The sequence below is a fragment of the Nostoc sp. genome, from assembly GCF_036917155.1.
Lineage (GTDB): Bacteria > Cyanobacteriota > Cyanobacteriia > Cyanobacteriales > Nostocaceae > Nostoc.
Genome location: NZ_JBALDZ010000215.1, coordinates 109,927 through 133,456 on the forward strand (window position 1 = coordinate 109,927; position 23,530 = coordinate 133,456).

The following is a 23,530-nucleotide window of genomic DNA, read 5'->3' on the forward strand; positions in this document are numbered from 1 at the left end:
TATTCCAATACAGTTCAGATAAGACCAAAACACTTGTAGAGACGGCGATTTATCGCGTCTCGAAAACCCAAAATTTTTGCCAGTCGCCCTTAACTGAACCGTATTGAATTATATTCGCCCTTTTCAAGGAGTTAGGAGTTTTAACTCCTAACTCTTCACTTTATTTTAATAAGCATTCATTGGTAGACAAGAACAAACAAAATTCCTGTCACCAAAGGCTGCATCAATGCGACCAACAGCAGGCCAGAATTTATATTCACGAGTCCAAGGCGCAGGATAGGCAGCTTGTTCACGAGAATAAGGATGATGCCATTCTCCGGTAATCAGACTTTCGGCTGTGTGGGGTGCATTCTTCAAAACATTATCTTGAATATCCACCTTACCTGATTCTATTTCGGCAATTTCTTGGCGAATAGAAATCAACGCATCACAGAAACGATCTAACTCTTGTTTAGATTCACTTTCTGTAGGTTCCACCATGATTGTACCCCCTACAGGCCAGGAGACAGTCGGCGCATGGAAACCGTAATCCATAAGACGCTTGGCGACATCATCGATTTCGATCGCAGCTGATTTTTTGAGCGATCGCAAATCTAAAATACACTCATGGGCAACTAGACCATTTTTCCCTTGATACAAAACCGGATAATACGATTCCAGTTTCTTAGCAATGTAGTTAGCGTTCAGAATCGCCACCTTCGTTGCATGGGTTAAACCATCTGCACCCATCATCGCAATGTACATCCAAGAAATCACCAAGATACTCGCACTACCCCAAGACGCAGCCGCCACAGCACCAATATGCTGGGTATTGGGAGTTTCCTCTTTCCTAGTACCCAGTCCCCAGTCCCCAATCCCTACCACAGGATGTCCAGGGAGAAAAGGCACAAGATGAGAAGCAACGCCAATTGGCCCCATACCAGGGCCACCGCCACCATGAGGAATACAGAAGGTTTTGTGCAAGTTTAAATGGCAGACATCCGCGCCAATATCTCCAGGACGACAAATTCCCACTTGGGCGTTCATATTTGCCCCATCCATGTAAACTTGTCCACCATGACTATGGACAACAGCGCAGATTTCCTGAATTGGTTCCTCAAATACACCGTGAGTTGAGGGATATGTCACCATTAAGGCGGCTAATTCATTGCTGTGTTTTTCTGCCTTAGCCTTCAGGTCGTCAACATCAATATTACCTTGTGAGTCACAGGCAACAGCCACCACCTTCATCCCACACATCACCGCACTTGCAGGGTTTGTACCGTGTGCCGAGGTGGGAATCAAACAGACGTTGCGGTGTGCTTCGCCCCGATTTTCGTGATATTGACGAATTACTAAAAGTCCAGCATACTCACCCTGAGAACCAGCATTTGGTTGCAGAGAAATTCCCGCAAAACCAGTAATTTCAGCTAACCATGCCTCAAGTTGCTGGAATAGGATTTGATAACCTTGCGTTTGCGACGCCGGGGCAAATGGATGAATCTTGCCAAATTTCTCCCAAGTTACCGGAATCATTTCAGCAGTTGCATTCAACTTCATTGTGCAAGAACCCAAGGGAATCATCGATGTTGTTAGCGACAAGTCCTTGCTTTCTAGCTTGTGCAGATAGCGCAACAACTCCGTTTCTGAGTGATAGCGGTTAAAGACTGGGTGAGTGAGATAGGTACTTGTGCGGGAGAGAGGGAGATGAGACAATGAGGAAGAAGTTAATTCTTCTAAAGTGAAGGGTAAATCATCTGTACCAGCAAAAATCTGCCAGAGGTCGATTAAGTCTTCTGGTGTAGTTGTTTCATCCAGCGAGATACCAACAGCAGTTGCATCAAAAACCCGTAGGTTAATTTGAAGCTGTTCGCTAGCTGCCAGAATATCTTTTAAATTTTGTCTTCCCAGTTCTACTCGCAGCGTATCAAAGAAATCTTTAGAACTGATGCTGTACCCCAAACGCTTCAGTCCTTCCGCCAATAACACTGTCAAAGAGTGGATATTTTCGGCAATTTGCTTCAGTCCAGCAGGCCCATGATAGACGGCGTACATACTCGCCATCACCGCTAGTAGCACCTGTGCAGTACAAATATTACTAGTTGCTTTTTCCCGGCGGATATGCTGCTCACGGGTTTGCAAGGCGAGACGCAATGCAGGCTTACCCTGAGCATCTTTTGATACTCCCACAATTCGCCCTGGAACCAGCCGCTTGTACTCTTCCTTCGTAGCAAAGTATGCCGCATGAGGGCCCCCAAAGCCCAAGGGAATACCGAATCTCTGAGTGCTACCGACAGCAATATCAGCGCCAAATTCCCCAGGAGGGGTTAGCAAAGTTAAACTTAGAGGATCTGCTGCTACCGTCACCAATGCACCCTTAGCATGGGCTTTTTCTATAAAAGCGCGGTAGTCGTAAATGGTGCCATCACTTGCAGGGTATTGCAGAACAGCCCCAAAAATTGGTTGATCGAAATCAAATGTTTGATGATCGCCAACAATAATCTTAATCCCCAATGGTTTAGCACGTGTTTGCAACACGTCAATAGTTTGGGGATGGCAATCATGAGAGACAAAATAGGCATTTGCCTGATTTTTGGAGACACCATAGCTTAGGCTCATCGCTTCCGCTGCTGCTGTGGCCTCATCAAGCAAGGAAGCATTGGCAATTTCTAAACCTGTGAGGTCAATAATCAGGGTTTGGAAATTCAGCAGCGCTTCTAGTCGCCCTTGGGCAATTTCTGGCTGATAGGGAGTGTAGGCAGTATACCAACCAGGGTTTTCTAGAATGTTACGCCCAATCACAGGAGGGGTAATACTGTCGTAATATCCCATACCAATGTATGAACGGAAAACCTGATTTTTGGCTGCAACTTTTTTTAATGATACCAGTGCTGCATACTCACTTTCTGCTGCTGGTAACTTTAGCGCTTGCGTCAGCCTGATTGACTGTGGAACTGTTTGGTCAATTAGGGCATCCAGGCTAGGAAACCCCAAAACTTTCAGCATTTGCTGGATGTCATCAGTGTTAGGGCCAATGTGTCTTGGCACAAAACTACTTAACTTTTGACTTTTTTCGTCCAGCACTTGCTGCTCATTAGACTTGAGAATAGGGGCGTGTGATACCACAAATTACTCTCCAGATGGTACTATTTCATATTTTGCAATAAATACTGATGAGAAGTAGGTGTAACTTTGTAGTTTATCTAAATTTCATGACTTATTTTCGAGTGGGGATGAGGGGGATGAGGGAGCAGGGGGAGATGGGGGAGCAGGGGGAGATGAGGGAGCAGGGGGAGATGGGGGAGCAATATCCTCCTCATCCCCCTCATCCTCCTCATCCCCCCCCTCCCCCTCATCCCCCTCATCCCCACTCCCCACTCCCTACTCCCTACTCCCCTTCTACCAGTGCGCGATACTGAGCCGCTGTCAAGTCGTCGTCAACTTCACCAGGATCATCGACGCGCACTTTCAAGAACCATCCTTCGCCATAGGGGTCATCTGACACTTGTTCGGGATCGTCAATCAAAGCATCATTACGTTCTATGACTGTGCCGGTCACTGGTGAATTCAGTTCTTCAACGGCTTTCACTGATTCAATTGTGCCAATTTTATCTCCCTTGCTAATAGCTTCGCCGATATCTGGCAGTTCTAAAAACACGATATCACCCAATTCATGTACGGCAAACTCAGTAATGCCAATGGTGGCAATTTCACCATCTAGTCGCACGTATTCATGAGAATCTAGGTATTTGAAATCTTCAGGATATTCAAAAGACATATCACTTCCTCTCCCTTATTAAAAAATTATTGCCTCGATAGTCATCCAAGCCATATCTGGTAATGAACCTTAGTGTAGATTGAATAACTCACAACACATTATTCCTCAAAAACCTTGGCGCTTGTTAGTTAGCAACACGATTTTTTGACCGATAGAAGGGACGTTTAACTACAACTGCTGGATAAGCTTTGCCACGAATCTCAACTTCTAGTTGCTGAGTGACAGTTGCTAGCTGGGTGGGAATGTATGCTAAGGCAACGGGATAACCCAGTGTCGGCGATAGAGTGCCACTGGTAACTTCTCCCACAACTTTACCTGCGGATAACACTTGATAGCCGTGACGGGCAATGTTACGTCCTTGGGTTTGCAAACCGACCAATCGGCGCTGCACTCCAGTGGCTTTTTGCTGTGCTAAAACTTCCCGACCAATAAAATCGCCTTTGGTATCTAAGTGAACTAGCCACCCTAAACCTGCTTCTAAGGGTGTGGTGATGTCATCGATATCTTGTCCGTAAAGTGCCATCGCCGCTTCTAGGCGCAGAGTATCTCTCGCGCCGAGTCCACAGGGAATAACACCAGCTTTATGGAGACTTCGCCACAATTCTACCCCCACATCTGGATCTACCATCACTTCAAAGCCATCTTCTCCGGTGTAACCTGTGCGGGCTAGGAAGGCAGGTTTACCTAGTAGGGTTGCTTCTAAATGTCCAAAGGCTTTGATTGGTTGTAAGTCTTCTTGCACTAATGGCTGGAGATATTTAATCGCTTTTGGCCCCTGGACGGCAATTAAGACTTTATCTGGTGAAAGGTCTTGGAATTGCAATTTATCTAGGTCAAGGTGTTGCAATAGCCATGCTTTATCTTTACTGGAGGTTGCCGCATTAACTATGATGAATGCTTTTTGTATCCCAGTGGTGTCTTCACCTTGATAATAAACAATGATGTCGTCAATAATTCCGGCTTGGGGATTTAACAATACGGTGTATTGTGCTTGACCAGCTTGCAAACGACTCAAGTCGGAAGGCACTAATTGCTGGAGTTGGGAAATCAGATTTTTACCTTGGAGGGTAAATTTGCCCATGTGGGAAATATCGAACATTCCGACTGTATTTCTTACAGCCTCGTGTTCGCGGCTAATTCCACTAAATTGCACGGGCATTTCCCAGCCGCCAAAGCTGGTAAAGCGGGCTTTGAGTTCTACACCCAATTGATATAAAGGGGTTCGCGCCAAAGATTGGGCGTTGTCTTCTTGATTAGCCACAGGTAATTATTTTGCGATCGCACCTCAACATCTATCATCCTACGAGATGCTTTCCGGTTTTGGGCATTGGGCATTGGGCATTCTACCCTTACTCCTCATCCCCCTCATCCCCCTCATCCCCCTCATCCCCTTTGTCCCCTTCTGTAAGGTTTAATAGTTAATGGTGGAAGTGTTGAGATTTATTAAGAAGACATTATGAAATATTGGCGACTGTTAGCTAGCTTTGTCTTAGCTTTGGTTCTTTTTTTGTTTCCTCTATCGGCACAAGCTGCAAGTTCTTCCAGTATTACCCGTTCTGTGGGGAATGATGAACTTAAGGGCAAGGATTACTCTGGTCAAAGTTTAATTGGTACTGAGTTTACCAATCTCAAATTAGAGAATGCTAATTTTAGCAATGCTGACTTACGTGGTGGTGTGTTTAACGGTAGCGTATTGGAGGGAGTAAATCTGCATGGTGCTGATTTTAGTGAAGGCATAGCCTATCTAACAAGGTTTAAGGATGCTGATTTAAGTGATGCTGTGTTGACCGATGCCATGATGCTGCGTTCTACTTTTGATGGCGTGGATATCACGGGTACTGATTTTACGAATGCAATTTTAGATGGGGTTCAAGTGAAAAAGCTTTGTGTTAAGGCAAGTGGTGTGAATTCTAAAACTGGTGTGGATACTCGCAAGTCTTTAGGATGTAAGTAAATTCTCACCCCTCTTCATCAGTCAAGAAGAGGGGAATATTATTTTAAACCGTTCGAGGATGCAGAGAGCGATCGCGTTTACAATAACTCTAAAAATTGCTCAACTTCTATACGAGCTTATTTCAAGAAAAACTTCTATTAGACATCTCCAAAAAATAATGTAGAGACGTAGCACTGCTACGTCTCTACAAGGGTTCTGGGTAACGCATATTTAATTTGTGGAGATGTCCATTGCTTCTTGGATATTTTCTAATGCTTCTTCAATAGTTTCTCCTTCACTGATACAGCCTGGAAGTGAGGGAACATAGACGGTGTATCCGCCTTCATCACTGGGTTCTAATAGGACTTTTATCTTCATGCTGGATACTTTTTTTATTTTGAATTACTTTTAGGCGATAGCTAGTACAACATAGCGTAAATAAACCACCCATTTAGAATAGCCAGAAAACTTATAAAATAAGCTTTATTTCTTTTTACTTTTGCCTTCTTGTACTAGTGATATGCTGCTTCTCTTAAACAGCTTGTATAATTTTCCCGAACTGTCATAGTTGTAGGATGACTTACACCTAAAGTTCGTTCACAAATTTTCAAGGCTTTCTCAAATAAGGGTTTGGCTTTCCTATAGCGTCTTGCATAACGGTAGAGTGCGGCGAGATTATTCAGGCTAATGGCAACATCGGGATGGTTGTCTCCCAGCAGGCGTTTACTCAGTTCTAAGGCTTTCTGATACAAGGGTTCGGCTTTGGTATGGCGTCCGGTAGATTCGTAGAGTTGTGCTAAATTATTTAGGCTAGTGGCAACATCGATATGTTCTTCTCCCAGCAGGCGTTTTCTCAATTTTAAAGCTTGCTCAAGCAAGGGTTCGGCTTCGCTGTAGCGTCTTGTATAACAGTACAATGCTGCTAAATTGTTCAGACTCGTGGCAACATGGGGATGTTCTTCTCCCACGAGGCGTTTCCACAGTTCTAAAGCTTGCTGATACAAGAGTTCGGCTTTGGTATAGCGTCCTGTAGATTCGTAGATTAATGCTAAATAGCTGAGGCTAGTGGCGACATCGATATGTTCTTCTCCTAGCAAGCGTTTTCTCAGTTCTAAAGCTTGTTCAAGCAAGAGTTCGGCTTCGTTGTAGCGTCCCGTAGATTCGTAGAGTCCTGCTAAATTGCTGAGGCTAGTGGCGACATCAATATGTTCTAACCCAAGACGATTTTGAGTCAGTTCTACACACTGTTGCAACCAAGGTTCTGCTTGCTGATAAAGTCCTTGGCCTTGATAAAAGCAAGCTAATTTGGTAAACAGAGTAATGAGATTTTCATCGCCCACATACTGGGGTAGGTGGGTTGCAACTTCTGTAATGTGTGGAATATGTGGAGTCAGGTTGAGAATATCTTCAGGGTTAGGCTGTTGCGGAATTAGCTTTGCTACCTCTAACATCATGGCGGCAAATTTAGTTTTTGCTTCATCCGCCTCACTTGACTTATCCAACTTCATTTGGATAAGTTGCCGAATCTGTGGATTGAGACGATAAATTCCTTGACTTTTCTGTTGTAGCAAATGCAATTCCAGTAAATCGGCTATGGCTTTCTCGTTGAGTTCTTGTTTTTTGTCATCTTCTATGGTCTCAATAGATAAGGGAATGTCAGCTAAGGCACACAAACTTAGCAAACAGCCAAAGCTTTGGGCATTTTCATCCAATTTTTCCCAACTCAATTCAAAAGCTTCAGCTACACCATATTCAGAAGGCATCAATGAGTTAGCATTGACTACTGGTTCATGTTCCACTCGTTTCTTCTCTAGCCGCGTCAGCAATGTTTCCAGAGATACATCTGGCATTTTATCCAGATATCCTCTCACTAACTCTAACGCTAATGACAAATATGTATGTTGTTAATAGCATGAGAATCGAACCGCAAAGGACGCAAAGGGCGCGAAGGAAGAGGTAAGAAGGAGCGATCGCAGCTAAACTTTAAACTACAACTGTCGTGTGGCATCAATTTGGTGTGATTTTGTGAGAAAGGCTGCAATGACACGCTACTACATATACTTAGATTTTTTCAGGAATCAAATCGGATTCTTATTAGGAGTCTTATACCTGACCGAAAAGGGTGTGGGGTGTGGGGTGTAGGGTGTAGGGTGTAGGAAAAGAAGGTTATCCCACACCCAACGGGTACAAGCCCCTATTTTTAAATATGGAAAAAGAAAAAGATGTATTTTGAGACACGTATGTGCAAGAAATACAGCGTCCCTTTTGAAACCCCTGATTTTAATTATGGGGTTCCCTACACCCTACACCCTATCCCCTACACCCTGTTCATTTTTCACGGTATCTGGAAAACCTCTCTCTAAATCTCTCTCCTACAAGGAGAGAGACTTTGAATTTTCCCCCTTCCCGTTTCGGGAAGGGGGCTAGGGGGTTAGGTCAATCGTTAGCTTTTCCACATGACGTGAAAAGTCAGGTCTTATACTTATAAAGAAAATAGCAGCTTGCCGCGAATTATACAATATTAACCTTCACTACTTCAAAAAGAAATAAAAATTAATTTTGTTAGCGTTTAATTACCATATTATTTGGTAATTTACTCAATAAGTTGGTATTATCCTCAGTACATACATATAGGACTCCTATTTGATTTTTGAAAAAAGCTCAGTATATCTTTATTCCTTGTTCCCTATTTCCTATTCCCCGTTCCCTTTCTCTACGAGTAATTCAGGAATCAAATCGGATTGCTATAGATGCACTGCTCTATTTTGAAAAACGCAAATCGAAGAAGAGGTTTGCGGATAATTTTGTCTTTTGATTCATTAGTTTTTAATAACTCATATTGAAAACTAGCAATTTTGTACTATCTGGTAAGGAGTCGAACGATTTGAAGTATTTTTCTCTAACAAAGTTTATTCAAAATCGGCTCAGTTTTTGCGATCAGGATACTAATTTTTGGTAAACGACAAGCTTTGAGCAAAACTATCTAATTTTTTCAATATTCAATCGTAAACGGAGAAATATTTTATGCGTTTTAACCGTCAGATATCCATTGCGTCTTTATTATCGATACTGGTTTTATGGCAGCCTACTTTAGCTAACTCAAGGAGCGATCTTTCCTGGGATCGAGGAGAAAAAACACCTTCTGTCTGGGATAAAAATAAGTGTCTTGGAGGTTCTTCGCCAAGTTTCCGCTTGGGTGGAGAACTCAATAATTCAACCACCTATAACTTGCAAAACCTGAGAAATCTGCGAGATGCGTTAAAAAACCAAAATCCAGCATTAGTTACTGAAATTACTGTGAGCTTTCAAACCGGCTCAGGCCCACAAACAGAAACATACTATGGAATCCCCCTATGGGAATTGATTAACAATTCAAAAGCCGGAGGTGGTCTCAAACCTGGAAATTCTGGGGTGAATTCTAAAAACTCTTTTCTGAGGCAATATGTTTTAGTTGAAGCCACAGATTGCTATGGTGCAGTCGTAGCTATTGGTGAAATTCAACCTAACTTTGAAGGGAAAACAGTGCTAGTTGCATTTGAAAAAAAAGGTAGTGATGGTAGAATCGTACCTTTAATAGATGAAGGATTTGCTCGTTTAGTAGTTCCAGATGACAAAGCTGGAGGCCGTTACGTTAGTAATGTGAGAAATATCGTCATATTATCTGCTCCTGCTTCTCCTTTGAAACCAAAATATTTCTGAAAAGCCGTCTGATTAAAGATGCTTACAACGGAGATATCCCATGACACTGATTCTATTTGAGGAAACCCCAAGTAGAATCAGTGACTTCCTGTTTTTGAATATTCTACTATCGATTTTTTTACCATCTTCTAATACCAGTCTGATATCTAATTTATCAAACAGAATTCAGGAGTCAGAATTCAGTTGGGTATTCTGTATGACTGGCGGATAACGCAGTGTAAAGCCTTCTCTTTCAGAGACGCTAACGCGAACGGCATAGCTTCGCTTAGAGCGAGTCAGATGCTCAAGGATTCGCTTTGCGCGTTGCTATCGAGCGTCAAGATTGCTGACTCCTGAATTCTGACTTCTGAATTCTTCTTCAACCTGTAAGGCAGAAGATAACATCCTCCTAAATGAGGATAATCCAACAATCTGATAGTTGTTAGTATTACTAAGTTCAGAATTATCTTATAACTAGGGAGTATCAAAATATGGAAGTTAGCGCTCGTAATTCTTTAAAAGGAACTATTAAGAAAATTCACCCAGGAGCAGTCAATTCTGAGGTCATATTAGAAATTGTGCCTGGGGTGGAAGTAACTGCAATTATTACCAAGGAATCGGTAGAGCATCTCCAACTTCAAGAGGGAAAACAAGCGATCGCTGTGATTAAAGCATCGGATGTCATAATTGCTACAGAATAGCTCGAAATGAGTAGATAAGTTGTGGCGATCTACTTATAAAGCGATCGCTACAATTATCTAACTATTTTGGTAATATCTGTATGGTGGTTCGATTGAGAATCGCGCTCGTTTACTGTATAAAAGTTTCAATGATAAGCCCACTTTGATTGAGAAATATTATAAATAAGCTCTTTATATAATCTTGAGTCCTACCTTTTGTACCTCAGTTACTTGCAAACTGCTGTAGTTGCCAATAATGTAGACAAATGTTTATAAATTAATATGACAGAGAAATGGCTTTCTATCGTTGGCATTGGGGAAGATGGGTTACAGGGGTTAAGCGCGATCGCTCGTTCTCTAGTCGATCAAGCTAAAGTAATTGTGGGAGGCGATCGCCATTTAGCAATGCTCCCTACAAATGACCAACGCGAGAAACTAGTTTGGGCATCCCCCATTAGCACTTCAATTGACGAAATCATCCAGCGTCGGGGTCAATCAATCTGCGTACTCGCAAGCGGCGATCCCATGTGTTACGGCATTGGTGTCACCTTAACGCGGCGAATTCCGGTCTCTGAAATGACGATTATCCCCGCACCTTCAGCCTTCAGTCTCGCCTGTGCCAGAGTTGGATGGTCTTTAACTGAGGTGGAAACCTTGAGTTTAAATGGTCGTCCATCTTCTCTGCTTCAGTCTTATATTTACCCAAAAGCGCGGCTGTTGATTTTGAGTGAAGGGAAGGACACACCCGCCATTGTTGCTCAAATTTTGACAAATCGCGGCTATGGTGGCAGCAAAATCACCGTATTGGAGCGTATAGGCGGTGTTCATGAAAAAATTATCAAAGGTACGGCTGCATCTTGGAGTGAAACTGAAGTCGCGGCTTTGAATGCGATCGCAGTTGATTGTATTGCTGATGCTGGGGTTATCCCATTACCAAAGTTACCAGGATTACCAGATAACGCCTATCACCACGATGGACAGTTAACTAAACGTGAAGTTAGGGCAATTACCCTTGCGGCTTTGGCACCCACACCGGGAGCGTTGTTGTGGGATGTTGGCGCAGGTTGCGGCTCAATTTCTATTGAATGGATGCGGAGTCATCCTCGGTGTCTAGCGATCGCAATCGAACAAAATTCTTCTAGACTACTTTACATTGCCGATAATGCCACCACTCTCGGTACTCCAAATCTGCAAATCATTGAAGGGAAAGCGCCCTATGTCCTGAAAGACTTGCCAGCACCAGATGCTATTTTTATTGGTGGTGGAGTTACAGCAACGGGACTTTTTGATGTTTGCTGGGAAGCCCTGCGGGCGGGCGGGCGTTTGGTGGCGAATGTTGTGACAGTAGAGGGTGAGCAAACTTTATTTCAATGGTATGAGCGAGTCGGTGGCGATTTAACTCGTATTGTCATCCAACGAGCGGAACCTATTGGTAAATTTCTGGGCTGGCGAGCGATGACGCCTGTGACGCAATGGGTAGTAGTGAAGTCTGAAAAACTTAATGGTTAATGGTGTATGGGTGCGATCGCATTTGTAATTTGGTGATAACTTACGTAAATTCTCGTATTGCTATACACAGCATTGGTTATAAAATGTATCTTGCTGTCAAAACTATGAACAATTGTAAGTATATTCTCTACCTCTATATACACCAAAATGAATATCTATCTGTGGTTAAGATGTCTAAGATTTATGTCAAATCACAGCTTTTTTAAGAAACTAAACATAAATGGCGGCTCATTAACCGTTAATACACTGATATTGTTGTACCTCAGCCACCTACAATTTGCTGTAAATTAGTGATTAATAACCCTAATTTTTAGCACTTCACAAAATCGTACTGCTCACTGATAGTAGCAACTATGCTCTGGGTATACTAAACCTATAGAAATAAAATTATCATAATTAGATACAATGTTAGTAGAATCAGATAGATTATTTCCTATACTTGGCTATCGCATTATTAAGCAATTATATTTAGGTAAGAAAACCTTAGTATATCGAGCTATTAGACAAAAAGATCAGCAATCAGTTATTTTAAAACTGATGCGTAATGAAGAGCCTAATTTTGCTGAGATTAATCAGTTTCATAATCAATACACGATTACCCAGAATCTTGAAATATCAGGCATAGTTAAACTAATAAGTTTAGAAAAATACCACAATAGATATGTTATAGTAATGGAAGATTTTGGTGGTATTGCCCTTAATCTCTGGCAGCAAGAAGAGCAGAAAAAAGGAAATAATTCTGTTTCATTCAGTGAGTTTTTCGATATTGCCATTGAAATTAGCGCAACTTTGGAACGGCTACATAACCATCGCATCATCCACAAAGATATCAAGCCTGCTAACATTTTGATTCATCCGATAACAGGTAAGACCAAAATCATCGATTTTAGTATTGCGACTCTATTACCAAAAGAAATTCAATTTCTCACAAATCCCAACGTCCTAGAAGGTACTCTAGCTTATATTTCCCCTGAACAAACAGGACGCATGAATCGAGGTATAGATTACCGTACCGACTTTTATTCCTTGGGTATCACCTTCTTTGAACTCCTGACAGGGCAGTTACCCTTTAGCACTACTGAACCGATGGAGTTAGTCTACTCTCACATTGCCAAAGAACCGCCAAAAGCCAGTCATATTAACTCCAATATTCCCACAATTTTATCTGATATTATCAGCAAGCTGATGGCAAAAAATGCCGAAGACCGATATCAGAGTGCTCATGGACTCAGGTATGACTTGGAGAGATGTCAAAACCAATGGCAAGAGAAAGGAAATATTACAGCCTTTGAATTGGGGATTCGGGATATCTCAAATCATTTTGCTATTCCTGAAAAACTTTATGGTCGTCAAAGAGAGATTGAAATTCTACTCACTACTTTTGACCGAGTGACAAAGGGAAGCACGGAAATGATTTTAGTCTCTGGTTACTCAGGGATTGGTAAAACTGCTGTGGTTAATGAAGTCCATAAACCCATTGCCAGACAGCGTAGTTACTTTATCAAAGGAAAATTTGACCAATTCCAACGTGACATACCGTTGTCAGGATTGGTGCAAGCTTTGCGGGATTTAATTAGTCAAATACTCTCCGAAACAGATGCCCAAATTCAACAATGGAAAAGCAAAATTTTATCGGCATTGAGTACGCAATCTCAGATAATCATTAATGTAATTCCTGAACTTGAAATAATTATTGGTAAACAACCTCCATCTGCTGAACTTGCTGGTAGCGCCGCTCAAAATCGCTTCAATTTATTATTCCAGAGGTTTATTCAGGTGTTCACGACTAAAGATCATCCTCTGGTTATTTTTTTAGATGATTTGCAATGGGCAGATACGGCTTCCTTAAAGTTTATTCAATTATTAATGGATGGAACTTCTTCTCGCCTGGCTAAGGATCAAGAGAATATACATGAAAATAAAGGTAGTTTACTACTAATTAGCGCCTATAGAGATAATGAAGTGTCAAATCTACATCCGCTACATTTGACACTACAAGAAGTTATCAATACAGGAGGAATAATTAATACAATTAAACTCTTACCTTTAAGTCAGGTTGATTTAAATCAACTGATTGCTGATACCTTGCGCTGTCCAGAAGCTATTGCTGTACCTCTGACTCAAATGGTGTTTTTAAAAACTGAAGGAAACCCATTTTTTGCATCTCAATTTCTCAAGTTATTATATGATGACGGACTAATTAAATTAGATTTTGATGCAGGTCATTGGAGTTATGATATTACCAAAATTAAAATCTTATCTCTTACAGATGATATAGTAGAGTTTATGGGCATAAAAATAGGAAAATTGCCCCAAAATGTACAAAATGTATTAAAACTATCTGCTTGCATTGGGAATGAGTTTGACTTGAAAATGTTGTCACTTGTTAATGAAAAATCTGTAGTAGATACTGCTTCTGACTTATGGCAAGCATTACTTGAAGGACTGGTTATACCTCAAAAAGATGGTTATAATTTTACACCAGAAAATGATAGACAACTATTAAGCTTTTCAACGAGAGAATCAGAAAATTTATCAATTAATAATTCCCAACTACCAAAATATAAATTCGTACATGACAGAGTTCAGCAAGCAGCTTATTCTCTAATTCCCAAAGACAAAATCAAGCAAATACACTTAAAAATTGGGCTGCTTCTCTTGAAAAATACTCCAGTTACCGAACGGGAAGAAAATATTTTTGAGCTTGTCAATCATTTCAATATTGCAGCCGAATTTATCACCCATCAAGCTAAACGTAATGAGTTAGCTGAAATGAGTCTGATTGCTGGACGTAAAGCTTTGATATCAACAGCTTATTCATCGGCACTTAAGTATTTAACTACTGGAATTGACCTACTAGCAGATGATAGTTGGGATACTCAATACGATATCACCTTAGCTTTGTATAATACGACAACAGAAGCGGCATATCTCAGTGGTGACTTTGAATATACAGAAAAATTTATCCAGGCCGTGTTGCTAAAAGCGAAAACGCCACTAGATCAAGTGAAAGCTTATGAAGTTAAAATACAGTCTTATGGCGCACAAGGAAAAGAACTAGAAGCTGTCCATATTGCAAAAACCTTTTTGAAAACTTTGGGAGTAGAGTTTCCTACCAATCCCAGCCAATCAGATATTCAGTTAGCAATAGAGACAACATATGTAAAATTGGCTCATAGATCCATTCAAGACTTAATTGAACTGCCGGAAATAACAGAAGCGCAACCACTGATAATCATGCGTATTCTATCTAGTACAATTGGTCTTGCTTATACAGTTGCGCCGGAATTATTACTGTTTATTATTCTGAAACAGATCAATTTATCGATCAAATTTGGTAATTCTCCTTTGTCTGCTTTTGCGTATGTGATGTATGGAGTAATGTTGTGTGGGGTAATAGGAGATATTGATTCTGGATATAAATTTGGGAAACTAGCTGATAGTTTGTTGCCTAATTTCCAAACAAAAGAAGTAACTGGCAAGGTGATGGAAACATTTAATCACCTTGTCAGACATTGGAAAGAGCATCTAAAGCAAACATTGAAACCCTTACTTGAGTCTTATACGATTAATCTCGAAGTAGGAGATATGGAATTTGCAGCTTACGCTCTTTATGGTTACTCCCAACATGCATACTTTACAGGACAAGAACTAATAAAACTTGAACAAGATATAGAAGTATATAGCAAGACCATTAAGCAAATAAAGCAAGAAAGAGTATTTTATTGGAATGAAATATTTCGGCAAACATTATTGAATCTTCTAGGAAATGTTCAAAATCCACAGAGTTTAATTGGTGCAGCGTATGATGAAGATAAAATGCTGCCACTTCATCTTAAAGCTAAAGATGGAGTAGCACTTTTTTTCCTATATTTCTGCAAACTTCAGCTATGTTATCTGCTAGATGATTACTCTCAAGCTCTGAAAAATACAGTCACGGTAGAAAAGTACTTACATGCTGGTGTCGGTATGTTCGTTACTGCTCAATTCTATTTCTACGATTCATTGACGCATCTAGCAGTCTATTCTGATTCCGATCAATTTGAACAAAAAGAAATTCTGCATAGAGTGACAGAAAATCAGAAAAAAATGCAAACCTGGGCAGATCAGGCTCCCATGAATCACTTGCATAAATTTTATTTAGTAGAGGCAGAACGACATCGAGTTATTGGTCAATATCTTGAAGCAATAGATAATTATGAGTGCGCTATTTCCCTTGCCAAAGAAAATGAATATACTAACGAAGAAGCTCTTGCTTACGAATTAGCAGCTAAATTTTATCTCAAATGGGGTAAACAAAGAATCGCCCAATTATACCTCACTGATGCCTACTATTGCTATGTTCGCTGGGGAGCATTAGCCAAAGTTTATGACTTGCAAAAACGCTATCCTCAATTACTTATCCCCATCATTCAGCAAGAAGAATCTAGCTATTATTACAGTGAAAAAAATCTACCCGAACTGAGCCTACATCTATCTACACTTAGCAATAAATCTACTCTTGTTACGAGTGAAACTGTGATTGGCTCCAACACTAATATTTCAGATATGTTAGATTTGGGAACTGTCATTAAAGCTTCTCAAGCAGTTTCTGGAGAGATTGAACTGGAGGCACTCCTTTCTACTTTGATGGAAGTTGTCATGGAGAATGCAGGAGCTTCTAAATGCGTGCTGATATTGAGTGAAGCTAATAACTTAGACTTAACTATTGCCGCAATTAGTTCTGGTTCAACTTTTGCAGCTACTCACACTGAGTTTTTATCTATTCCTTTAGAATCCAGCGATTGTGTTCCTATTTCTTTGATTAATTATGTCAAACGAACCCAAGAAATATTAGTAATTGATGAGATTAAAGCGAAAGCTTCTTTTGCAGTAGATACTTATATTAACCGTGAGCAACCAAAGAGCATATTATGCATTCCGATGCTTAATCAAGGTAAATTACTGGGGCTGATTTATCTAGAAAATAATTTAACTACAGGAGCATTTACACACAATCGCCTAGAAGTTCTCAAGCTCTTAACTATCCAAGCTGCAATCTCTTTAGAAAATGCCATTCTCTATAATAATTTGGCTAAAGCGAACGGTCAATTGGAGGAATACAGTCATATACTAGAGGAAAGGGTGGTAGTAAGAACAGCAGAACTTAACGAAAAAAATCAGCATTTGCAAGAAGCCCTAGAAGAATTACAAAGTACCCAAAGTCAATTAATCCAAAGTGAGAAAATGTCTTCCTTAGGGCAAATGGTGGCGGGAATTGCCCATGAAATTAATAACCCCATCAATTTTATTCATGGTAATATTGCTCACGCAAGTGACTATGTTCAACAATTGCTAGATTTGGTTAATCTTTATCGGCAACAATATCCCCATCCCTCAGCAATAATGGAGCAAAAAATTGAGGAAGTGGATCTAGAATTCCTGATAGAAGACCTCCCAAGGGTTCTCGACTCGATGAAGGTGGGAAGTTCCCGTATCCGAAATATTATTCTGAGCTTACGTAACTTCTCTCGTCTAGATGAATCGGAAATGAAGCCTGTAAATATTCATGAAGGTATCGACAGTACTCTAATGATTTTGCAACACCGACTCAAGGAAAAGAGCGTAGACGCAAAGCGGCTTGTCGATAGACATCGGTTAGAGATTGAAGTCTTTAAAGAATACGCACAACTACCGGATGTTCTTTGCTATGCTGGTCAAATCAACCAAGTGTTTATGAATATTTTAAGTAACGCGATCGATGCTTTAGACGACTACAACAATAGAGAAGATTCTCCAAGGAAAAATCCTCAGATTCGTATTCGTACTGAACTAGGAGAAGTAAACACATTGAAGATTCGGATTGCTGATAACGGTTATGGGATGACTGCACAGGTGCAGCAGAAAATATTTAATCCATTTTTTACCACTAAGGCAGTAGGAAGTGGTACGGGGTTGGGGTTATCAATTAGCTATCAAGTGGTAGTAGACAAACACAAGGGTCAATTAAGCTGTGAATCAACTCTGGGAGAGGGGACTGAGTTTGTGATTGAGATTCCACTGCAACAATAAGACAAGCTAACGATACTGGAAAATTTACGTTAGTCTCCAACAGAGACTCACGTAAATTTAGCTAGAGTAGAAGAAGCCCCACGTCTCACCCTGTACTCAGGGGAGTGTGGGATGAATTCTGGGCAATGATAGCGTTAAAGATCAGTGTATACAAGGGTTTACTGCCTCAATTAAAAGTGGAGTACCCTTGGTTAAAGCAAGACTGCTATTCTTCTGTTTTGCAGTGCGTAGCTATTAATCTAGACAAAGCTTACAAAAACTTTTTTGAGGGCTTGCCGCAGGCTACCGCCTTCTCTGCGAGACACTGCGTGAACGCGTAGCGTCTCGTAGAGAAGACGCAGAGGACGCAGAGAAAAGAAAGAAATGCTTAACCCAAGCGTATTGAACCATATTCGGGAGATATCAACGAACGCTTGTCACCTCTACATTTGCCGTGATCGCCAAATCATTGAGAGATGGATGTTGTTTTTGTTTTGCTTGTAATTCCTCACCCAAATGCTTGTAGGCAGATGGATTTATTGGCATCAAAAACTCCCCAACCAAGTTCCCTGCTTGACGGCGGCTACTCAAACCCATATCCTGAAGCAACTCATCAATGTAATGGAATGTAAAAGGAGTTACACAGGCTCCACTGACGAAAGCATAAGGTCTATCTTTCTTCCTCCATTCCAACTCTGTTATTACATCCTCTAGCATCTGTTGCGGGGATGGTAAAGGTAAATTTCCTTTGACATACTCTGATAACCACCTAGCACCAATTTCTGCTGATAACTGGGCACAGAAAGTATAGTTATAACCAACAAAACCCATCTGTGGAACATGAGGGTGAATCAGATGGCGGTAAAGATGGATAGTGCCTTCCTCATCAAATACGTGTCTGCGGTACTTCTCTTCTAAAAAGGGGATATCCTGAAGAAAACCTGTGCCAAAGACAACAACATCTGCCTGTATTTGTTCGCCGTTATCCAATTCGACGCCACTAGCAAAAAACTTGTTGATCTTTGTCTTGATAGCACGAATTTTACCCGCACATACATGCTCAAAAAAGCCTTTAGGCACTAAGCCAATACTACAACCAATCAATTTGTTCATCGGTTGTTTGGGCACCATCCCACAAGCATCAAGGGGAAACTGTAAGCGTAGGAGAGTCTCATTTAGCCGCCAGAATGCCCACACTAGTGGCTTGCCAAAACTATGCAGCCACTTTTCCCATCCTTGAAGTTTATGATAGGGCATCCAAGTTTCTGCAAACCGAGTCAGGAAAATATACTTGATGTTCAACAGACCAAGAAAGAAGTTGGGAACTTTCCACAGTGCTTGACGGAAGACAAGGGTACATTCCTTGGCCTTGCTAGCTGCGAGATTCGCCAAATCGGTGGCTGACTTGCCAAAACCGACAACAACCACTCGCTTACCCTCAATTACAGAGCCGTCATTAAAGTTGTTAGTATGTATTACCTGACCTCCAGCGGCAATGAACTCTTCCATCCCCGGCAAGTTAGGAATGTAGGGAATATCATAAGTGCCATTGCACACAATCACAAAGTCGAACTCGTAATTTTGTTTTCCGATCTCCTTACTATCCTCTTGAAAGCTAACACTAACCATCCATCCAGGAGTATTTCCTGATTTGCACTCCACTTTAGTGACGTTCGCACCGAACTGAATTTTTTCTGTGACACCAAAGTGTTGGGCATAGGATTCAAGGTAAGCGCATATTTGCTCTCCTGAAGGCCATTCTGGATAAGAGGCAGGCATAGGAAAGTCTGAGAAAGCATAGGTGTCTCTGGGATTTTGAATTGACAGTCCTGGGTAAGCCCTCGACCTTTCCCACACACCACCAAGTCCCTGCCGTTTCTCGAACAATGTCACTTCGTAACCTTCTTCAAGAAACGTCTTTGCTGAGACTAATCCGCTGACTCCAGCCCCAATCACGCATACTTGTTTCATCGTCATCTTGGATTCTCCTAAATTATGAAATTAGTGCAGGAATCTGATGTGAGCGATCGCTAACCACATTAAGATACTCTGACTGTTCTTGTGACTTCATTACATGAGTTAAGTATTCATACTGAGACGGTAAGGTTGAAGTTAGGTAATTGGCTCTTTCCCTAATTTCCACAAATGCAGCCTCAGCATTGTGATTTCCGATATGTTCTAAAATGGGAAGACTGCTTTCAGGTATGTAATTTAGCCCCAGCAACATTACCGAATAAGAGTAAGACTCGAAGCCGTGGTATTTCGGGTTGATAGTCTTATTGCTTGGCAGTCTATTTTTCCATAACCTTAATTTTTCCTGTAGTTCTTCTGGAACTTTGATATTGTTCTTAGTTGCTTTCCAGAATTCCGTGTCGGTGCGATCGCTAGCATAGTAATGCAGTGTCAAAAATTCTCGCACACCATCTATGCAGTCAGCGACAACTTTGTTATAGCTGTGAATTAGCTCTTGATTGAAAGATTTGCTGGGAAAGTGGCTAACTAACTCTTCAATTCCATGTTGAATGAAGAAGATACCAGTAGATTCTAGTGGTTCCACAAATCCACTGGAAAGACCAATTGCTACACAGTTTTTCACCCACGAGTTTCTGTTACGTCCAATCCGCATCTGGATATGAGAGGCTTGACGATTATCAGCAGCGGCTCCCAAATGCTGGCGAAATTCCTGTTCTGCGTCCTCAGCAGAAATGAATGCACTCGAATAAACATACCCAGTACCATTTCTGCCATACAAAGGTATATTCCAGACCCAACCAGACGAAAGCGCAGTTGATGTGGTGTAAGGGTTGATACCATCTTTTTGGATATCGGTTGGTATTTGCATGGCGATCGCGCGATCGCACAATAGCGACTCTGAATAAGAAATGAATGGCTCACCAAGGGCTTTGTTAATCAAAAGACCACTGAAACCAGTACAGTCAATGAAAAGGTCGCCACTGAGAATCCCATACTTTTGGGTTGTGAGACTATCTATGCTCCCATCCTCAGTTAACTTAATATCCACCACATCATCAACAATTTGCTTCACCCCCCTTTCCATTGCATAATCTTTCATGAATTTTGCCAGTAGATTCGCATCAAAATGATAGGCATAGGGGTACTGAATCTTTAACTTATCCAGGATATTTTTCTTGACGATATGCTCTTGAGAAAATTCATTTTGAACTTTGTTATCAAAGACTTTACCATCTAAATATTTTGGCGATCGTTGATGGTCGCACAGCCAGGGAATTAGAAAGCAAGCATAATCAAATGCTTCTTGGTTTTTCTTCATTTTCAGCCACCATTCAGAGATATCAAAGCCATCAATTACCTCATATCTCTGAAAAGGATGGTAGAAGTGTTGCCCTTTTGCATTCCAGTTGACAAACTTAATTGCCATCTTATATGTGGCATTACACTTTGGCATCCATTCATATTCTTGTAGCCCCAGAAAATCAAAGAATACTTTGATGGTACTAAAAGTTGCTTCTCCAACTCCAATTTTGGTGATATTAGATGATTCCACCAGAGTAATATTAATATTTTTATCTAGTGCTTTACTCAAATAAGCTGCCGTCATCCAGCCGGCTGAACCACCACCAACAATTACAATATTTTGTACATCCTGTACATTCTGTACATTCTGTGACATAGCAAAATTTCCTCTTTAAGTCTAAAATTAAGTAGGGAAGCCAATTACAAAAAGCTTGATCAATAATTTAGGCAGCTTTGAATTCTTGCTCGATTTGATGGGTTTTAGCATATACCAAAAGCTCATTTGTAAATTGTGTGAAAACTGTAAATAAGTTCTCAACTAATTCAAAAGCTTCTTGCCGACTTTCTTCTGATATTTGAATGTCTTGTAAAAATTGCTCTATTCCAGATGTACCCGTGATGTGACCAGTTTCAACATTCAGATGAAAATCGGCAAAATATCGGCATGGCTTTTGGGTAATAGCTTTAATTTCTGTACCAACCTCTGCCGTAGCTGAAAACATTATGTTTCCGGTCGCTTCAAGAACTTCAATAATTACAATTTTCTGAATAGGAGTAGCGTTTGAAGTATATCGATATAGCTGATAATTTAACCAGCGAGCATTCTTAGTTTCTTCACTCCAAAGAAATTTCAAGGCATCACTAAATTTCAATGATTTATCAAGTTCTAAGTTCTTCAAATCTTCCAAAAACCACAGCCAATGATGGTCATCTTCATAAGTATGCTTGTTAATTAGTGCCTGAATTGGATCGTTTGTTGGTTCTACTCGCAAAAAATACTTATTTAGTTCTCCAAAATTCATAATAAAATGAGCGGCGCATGGTGCCCAAGATAACCTTTGTCTGGGATTTATACTTTTGTTTTGCATAAAATTAAACAAGGGCAGCTGAGCATATTCTTGTTTCTTTTTTTCAATCAATGCTAGTACTTGTTGCATTTTTAATGATGCCGATTTTCAATGTTTAATATTCAAGTAAAAGTAACTTGCTGGCTTGGTTGTAGAAAGGACAATCTGCCCCAATTTTGGTTTTTAAATCCCCATTTTTTTTGATAGTAATTAGCTCAAAATCCACTATTTAAATAGCAGATAATGTCTAATTTGTGATATTGCAATACGGTTTAGTTAAGGGTTGGTAAATAATTGGTCTTTTAAGCGCGATAAATCTCTATATCAGAATTGTAAGTGTATTATGTTATATCGTATTGAGGCTAACGCTAAATTGTAACCAGCTAATTTACTGTTGTTTTTTTTACTTTAACTTCACTATATCTATGTAATGAACGCAGCTTTTACTTAAGTATGCTTGTTAAGAAATGGTCTTATACAAGTGTTTCCTTTGCCAAGAAGAACCAAATTGGTCAGTTAAGTCTTCTACCCTAGCTAAAATTTGAAAGCAGCCTGTGGTATACACTTGGAAAGATTTTTAGATTTGTCGTAGCTAAGAGTAGTATCAATAATTACTATTTATACTACAGTATTAATGTGGATTCAGCAGTACGCTCAAATTCTTCTGGTGCATATTGCAGGTGAACTTGGACACCAGTCCAATAAAATGTCCCAGGATTAAGAAGTAAACATTCCCTTTGGGAAAAGCAGCTCTGGCAATTCATGCTGTTTCTTCTGGTATTACCCATAGTTCCGTTGGATGGAGTGTCATAATTTTTGCCCCCCGATTTTTCCTCAACCTGCGACTTCTTTTCTGCCCGCTCTCACTATCATTTCAATCACTGCACACTTTTCTCAAATTAATTGACCATCTACTTGTGGGTCTGACCCCTGACTAATTCGCCAACAACATCATTTATTTATCGAACAGAATTCAGTAGTCAGGAGTCAGAATGGGCTAAACGCCCCGCTATCCATGTACAGAATGAATTTTGACCGAAAAGGCGGATAGCGTAGCTAAGCCTTTGTCTTCTCCCTTGGCGTTAGCCTCTCCCAATGTGATTCGGGGAGACGCAATCATGCGATAGCGCCGGCGGCAAGCGAGTCAGACGCTCCTACGTCGCTTGCCGCCGGCGCTATCGAGCGTCACGAGCGTCTGAATAACCGGCGTTTTTGCACCCCCACAAAATCGTAGATTTGGTGGTCAACAAGAAAGTCGCGGGTTTGAATCCCCGATTGATAGCGCCAGCGGCAAGCGAGTCAGACGCTCAAGGATTCGCTTTGCGCGTCGCTATCAAGCGTCAAGATTGCTGACCGGAGGCGGAGCTTCTCCGGCTCCGCTCCTGAATTCTGACTTCTGAATTCTTCTTCAAGGGGATTATCTTTTTACTTTTTACCAAGCCCCTTCGGGGCGGGAACAGGGAACTCTTAACAGGGAACAGAAAAAAAATTAGCCCCGAATACAGCGTTTAAAGCCCCTAAATTTATTTATGAAAAGAGATAAAAATATTTGAAACGAGATGGCGTCAGCCACGATGTTTCAATGTGTCCTTGTACAAAT

At 40.8% G+C, this 23,530-nt stretch carries 13 protein-coding genes; 5 read left to right on the forward strand and 8 right to left on the reverse strand.

The genetic code is table 11. From position 1 onward, the window contains the following. Positions 1–165 precede the first annotated feature (165 nt). The 3 genes from gcvP to gcvT all read right to left on the reverse strand — a co-directional run bounded on the left by gcvP (position 166) and on the right by gcvT (position 5,018). Positions 166–3,105 (reverse strand): aminomethyl-transferring glycine dehydrogenase, encoded by a 2,940-nt coding sequence (gene gcvP, locus V7K67_RS28395; RefSeq protein ID WP_335169392.1) that lies wholly within the window; start codon positions 3,103–3,105, stop codon positions 166–168. 262 nt (positions 3,106–3,367) lie between these two features. Beyond that, positions 3,368–3,757 carry a glycine cleavage system protein GcvH gene (gene gcvH, locus V7K67_RS28400; RefSeq protein WP_179065104.1) on the reverse strand — a complete coding sequence of 130 codons (390 nt, stop codon included), beginning with the start codon at positions 3,755–3,757 and terminating at the stop codon, positions 3,368–3,370. Between the two features lie 124 nt (positions 3,758–3,881). Then, positions 3,882–5,018: a glycine cleavage system aminomethyltransferase GcvT gene (gcvT, locus tag V7K67_RS28405; RefSeq protein WP_334731484.1), complete on the reverse strand. Its 1,137-nt coding sequence runs from the start codon at positions 5,016–5,018 to the stop codon at positions 3,882–3,884. A 195-nt stretch (positions 5,019–5,213) separates the two neighbouring features. On the opposite strand from gcvT, the gene V7K67_RS28410 reads away from it, so the two are divergent. Next, complete coding sequence (locus V7K67_RS28410; RefSeq protein ID WP_334731486.1) at positions 5,214–5,711, forward strand: pentapeptide repeat-containing protein; 498 nt, start codon at positions 5,214–5,216, stop codon at positions 5,709–5,711. A gap of 210 nt (positions 5,712–5,921) precedes the next feature. On the opposite strand, the gene V7K67_RS28415 is transcribed toward V7K67_RS28410, so the two are convergent. Further along, positions 5,922–6,068: a type II toxin-antitoxin system HicB family antitoxin gene (locus V7K67_RS28415; RefSeq protein ID WP_334710104.1), complete on the reverse strand. Its 147-nt coding sequence runs from the start codon at positions 6,066–6,068 to the stop codon at positions 5,922–5,924. Between the two features lie 134 nt (positions 6,069–6,202). Next, a complete protein-coding gene (locus V7K67_RS28420; RefSeq protein ID WP_334731487.1) occupies positions 6,203–7,540 on the reverse strand; it encodes a tetratricopeptide repeat protein in 1,338 nt (445 codons plus the stop codon). Positions 7,541–8,714: 1,174 nt separating this feature from the next. Between V7K67_RS28420 and V7K67_RS28425 the strand changes: the two genes are divergently transcribed. The 4 genes from V7K67_RS28425 (at position 8,715) to V7K67_RS28440 (ending at position 17,608) form a co-directional block, all read left to right on the forward strand. Beyond that, a complete protein-coding gene (locus tag V7K67_RS28425) occupies positions 8,715–9,389 on the forward strand; it encodes a hypothetical protein (RefSeq protein ID WP_335169395.1) in 675 nt (224 codons plus the stop codon). Positions 9,390–9,859: 470 nt separating this feature from the next. Further along, positions 9,860–10,069: a TOBE domain-containing protein gene (locus tag V7K67_RS28430; RefSeq protein ID WP_094352220.1), complete on the forward strand. Its 210-nt coding sequence runs from the start codon at positions 9,860–9,862 to the stop codon at positions 10,067–10,069. Between the two features lie 261 nt (positions 10,070–10,330). Further along, a complete protein-coding gene (gene cbiE / locus V7K67_RS28435; RefSeq protein WP_334731489.1) occupies positions 10,331–11,557 on the forward strand; it encodes a precorrin-6y C5,15-methyltransferase (decarboxylating) subunit CbiE in 1,227 nt (408 codons plus the stop codon). A 405-nt stretch (positions 11,558–11,962) separates the two neighbouring features. Beyond that, on the forward strand, positions 11,963–17,608 hold the full coding sequence (locus V7K67_RS28440; protein ID WP_335169397.1) for an ATP-binding sensor histidine kinase: 5,646 nt from the start codon (positions 11,963–11,965) through the stop codon (positions 17,606–17,608). A 402-nt stretch (positions 17,609–18,010) separates the two neighbouring features. Here the strand turns inward: V7K67_RS28440 and V7K67_RS28445 are convergent, their stop codons facing one another. The 3 genes from V7K67_RS28445 to V7K67_RS28455 form a co-directional block, all read right to left on the reverse strand. Further along, positions 18,011–19,564: a flavin-containing monooxygenase gene (locus V7K67_RS28445; RefSeq protein ID WP_335169399.1), complete on the reverse strand. Its 1,554-nt coding sequence runs from the start codon at positions 19,562–19,564 to the stop codon at positions 18,011–18,013. Positions 19,565–19,580: 16 nt separating this feature from the next. Further along, positions 19,581–21,239, reverse strand: a complete 1,659-nt coding sequence (locus V7K67_RS28450; protein WP_335169401.1) for a tryptophan halogenase family protein — start codon at positions 21,237–21,239, stop codon at positions 19,581–19,583. A 67-nt stretch (positions 21,240–21,306) separates the two neighbouring features. Beyond that, positions 21,307–22,020 (reverse strand): hypothetical protein, encoded by a 714-nt coding sequence (locus tag V7K67_RS28455; RefSeq protein ID WP_334731493.1) that lies wholly within the window; start codon positions 22,018–22,020, stop codon positions 21,307–21,309. Positions 22,021–23,530 lie beyond the last annotated feature (1,510 nt).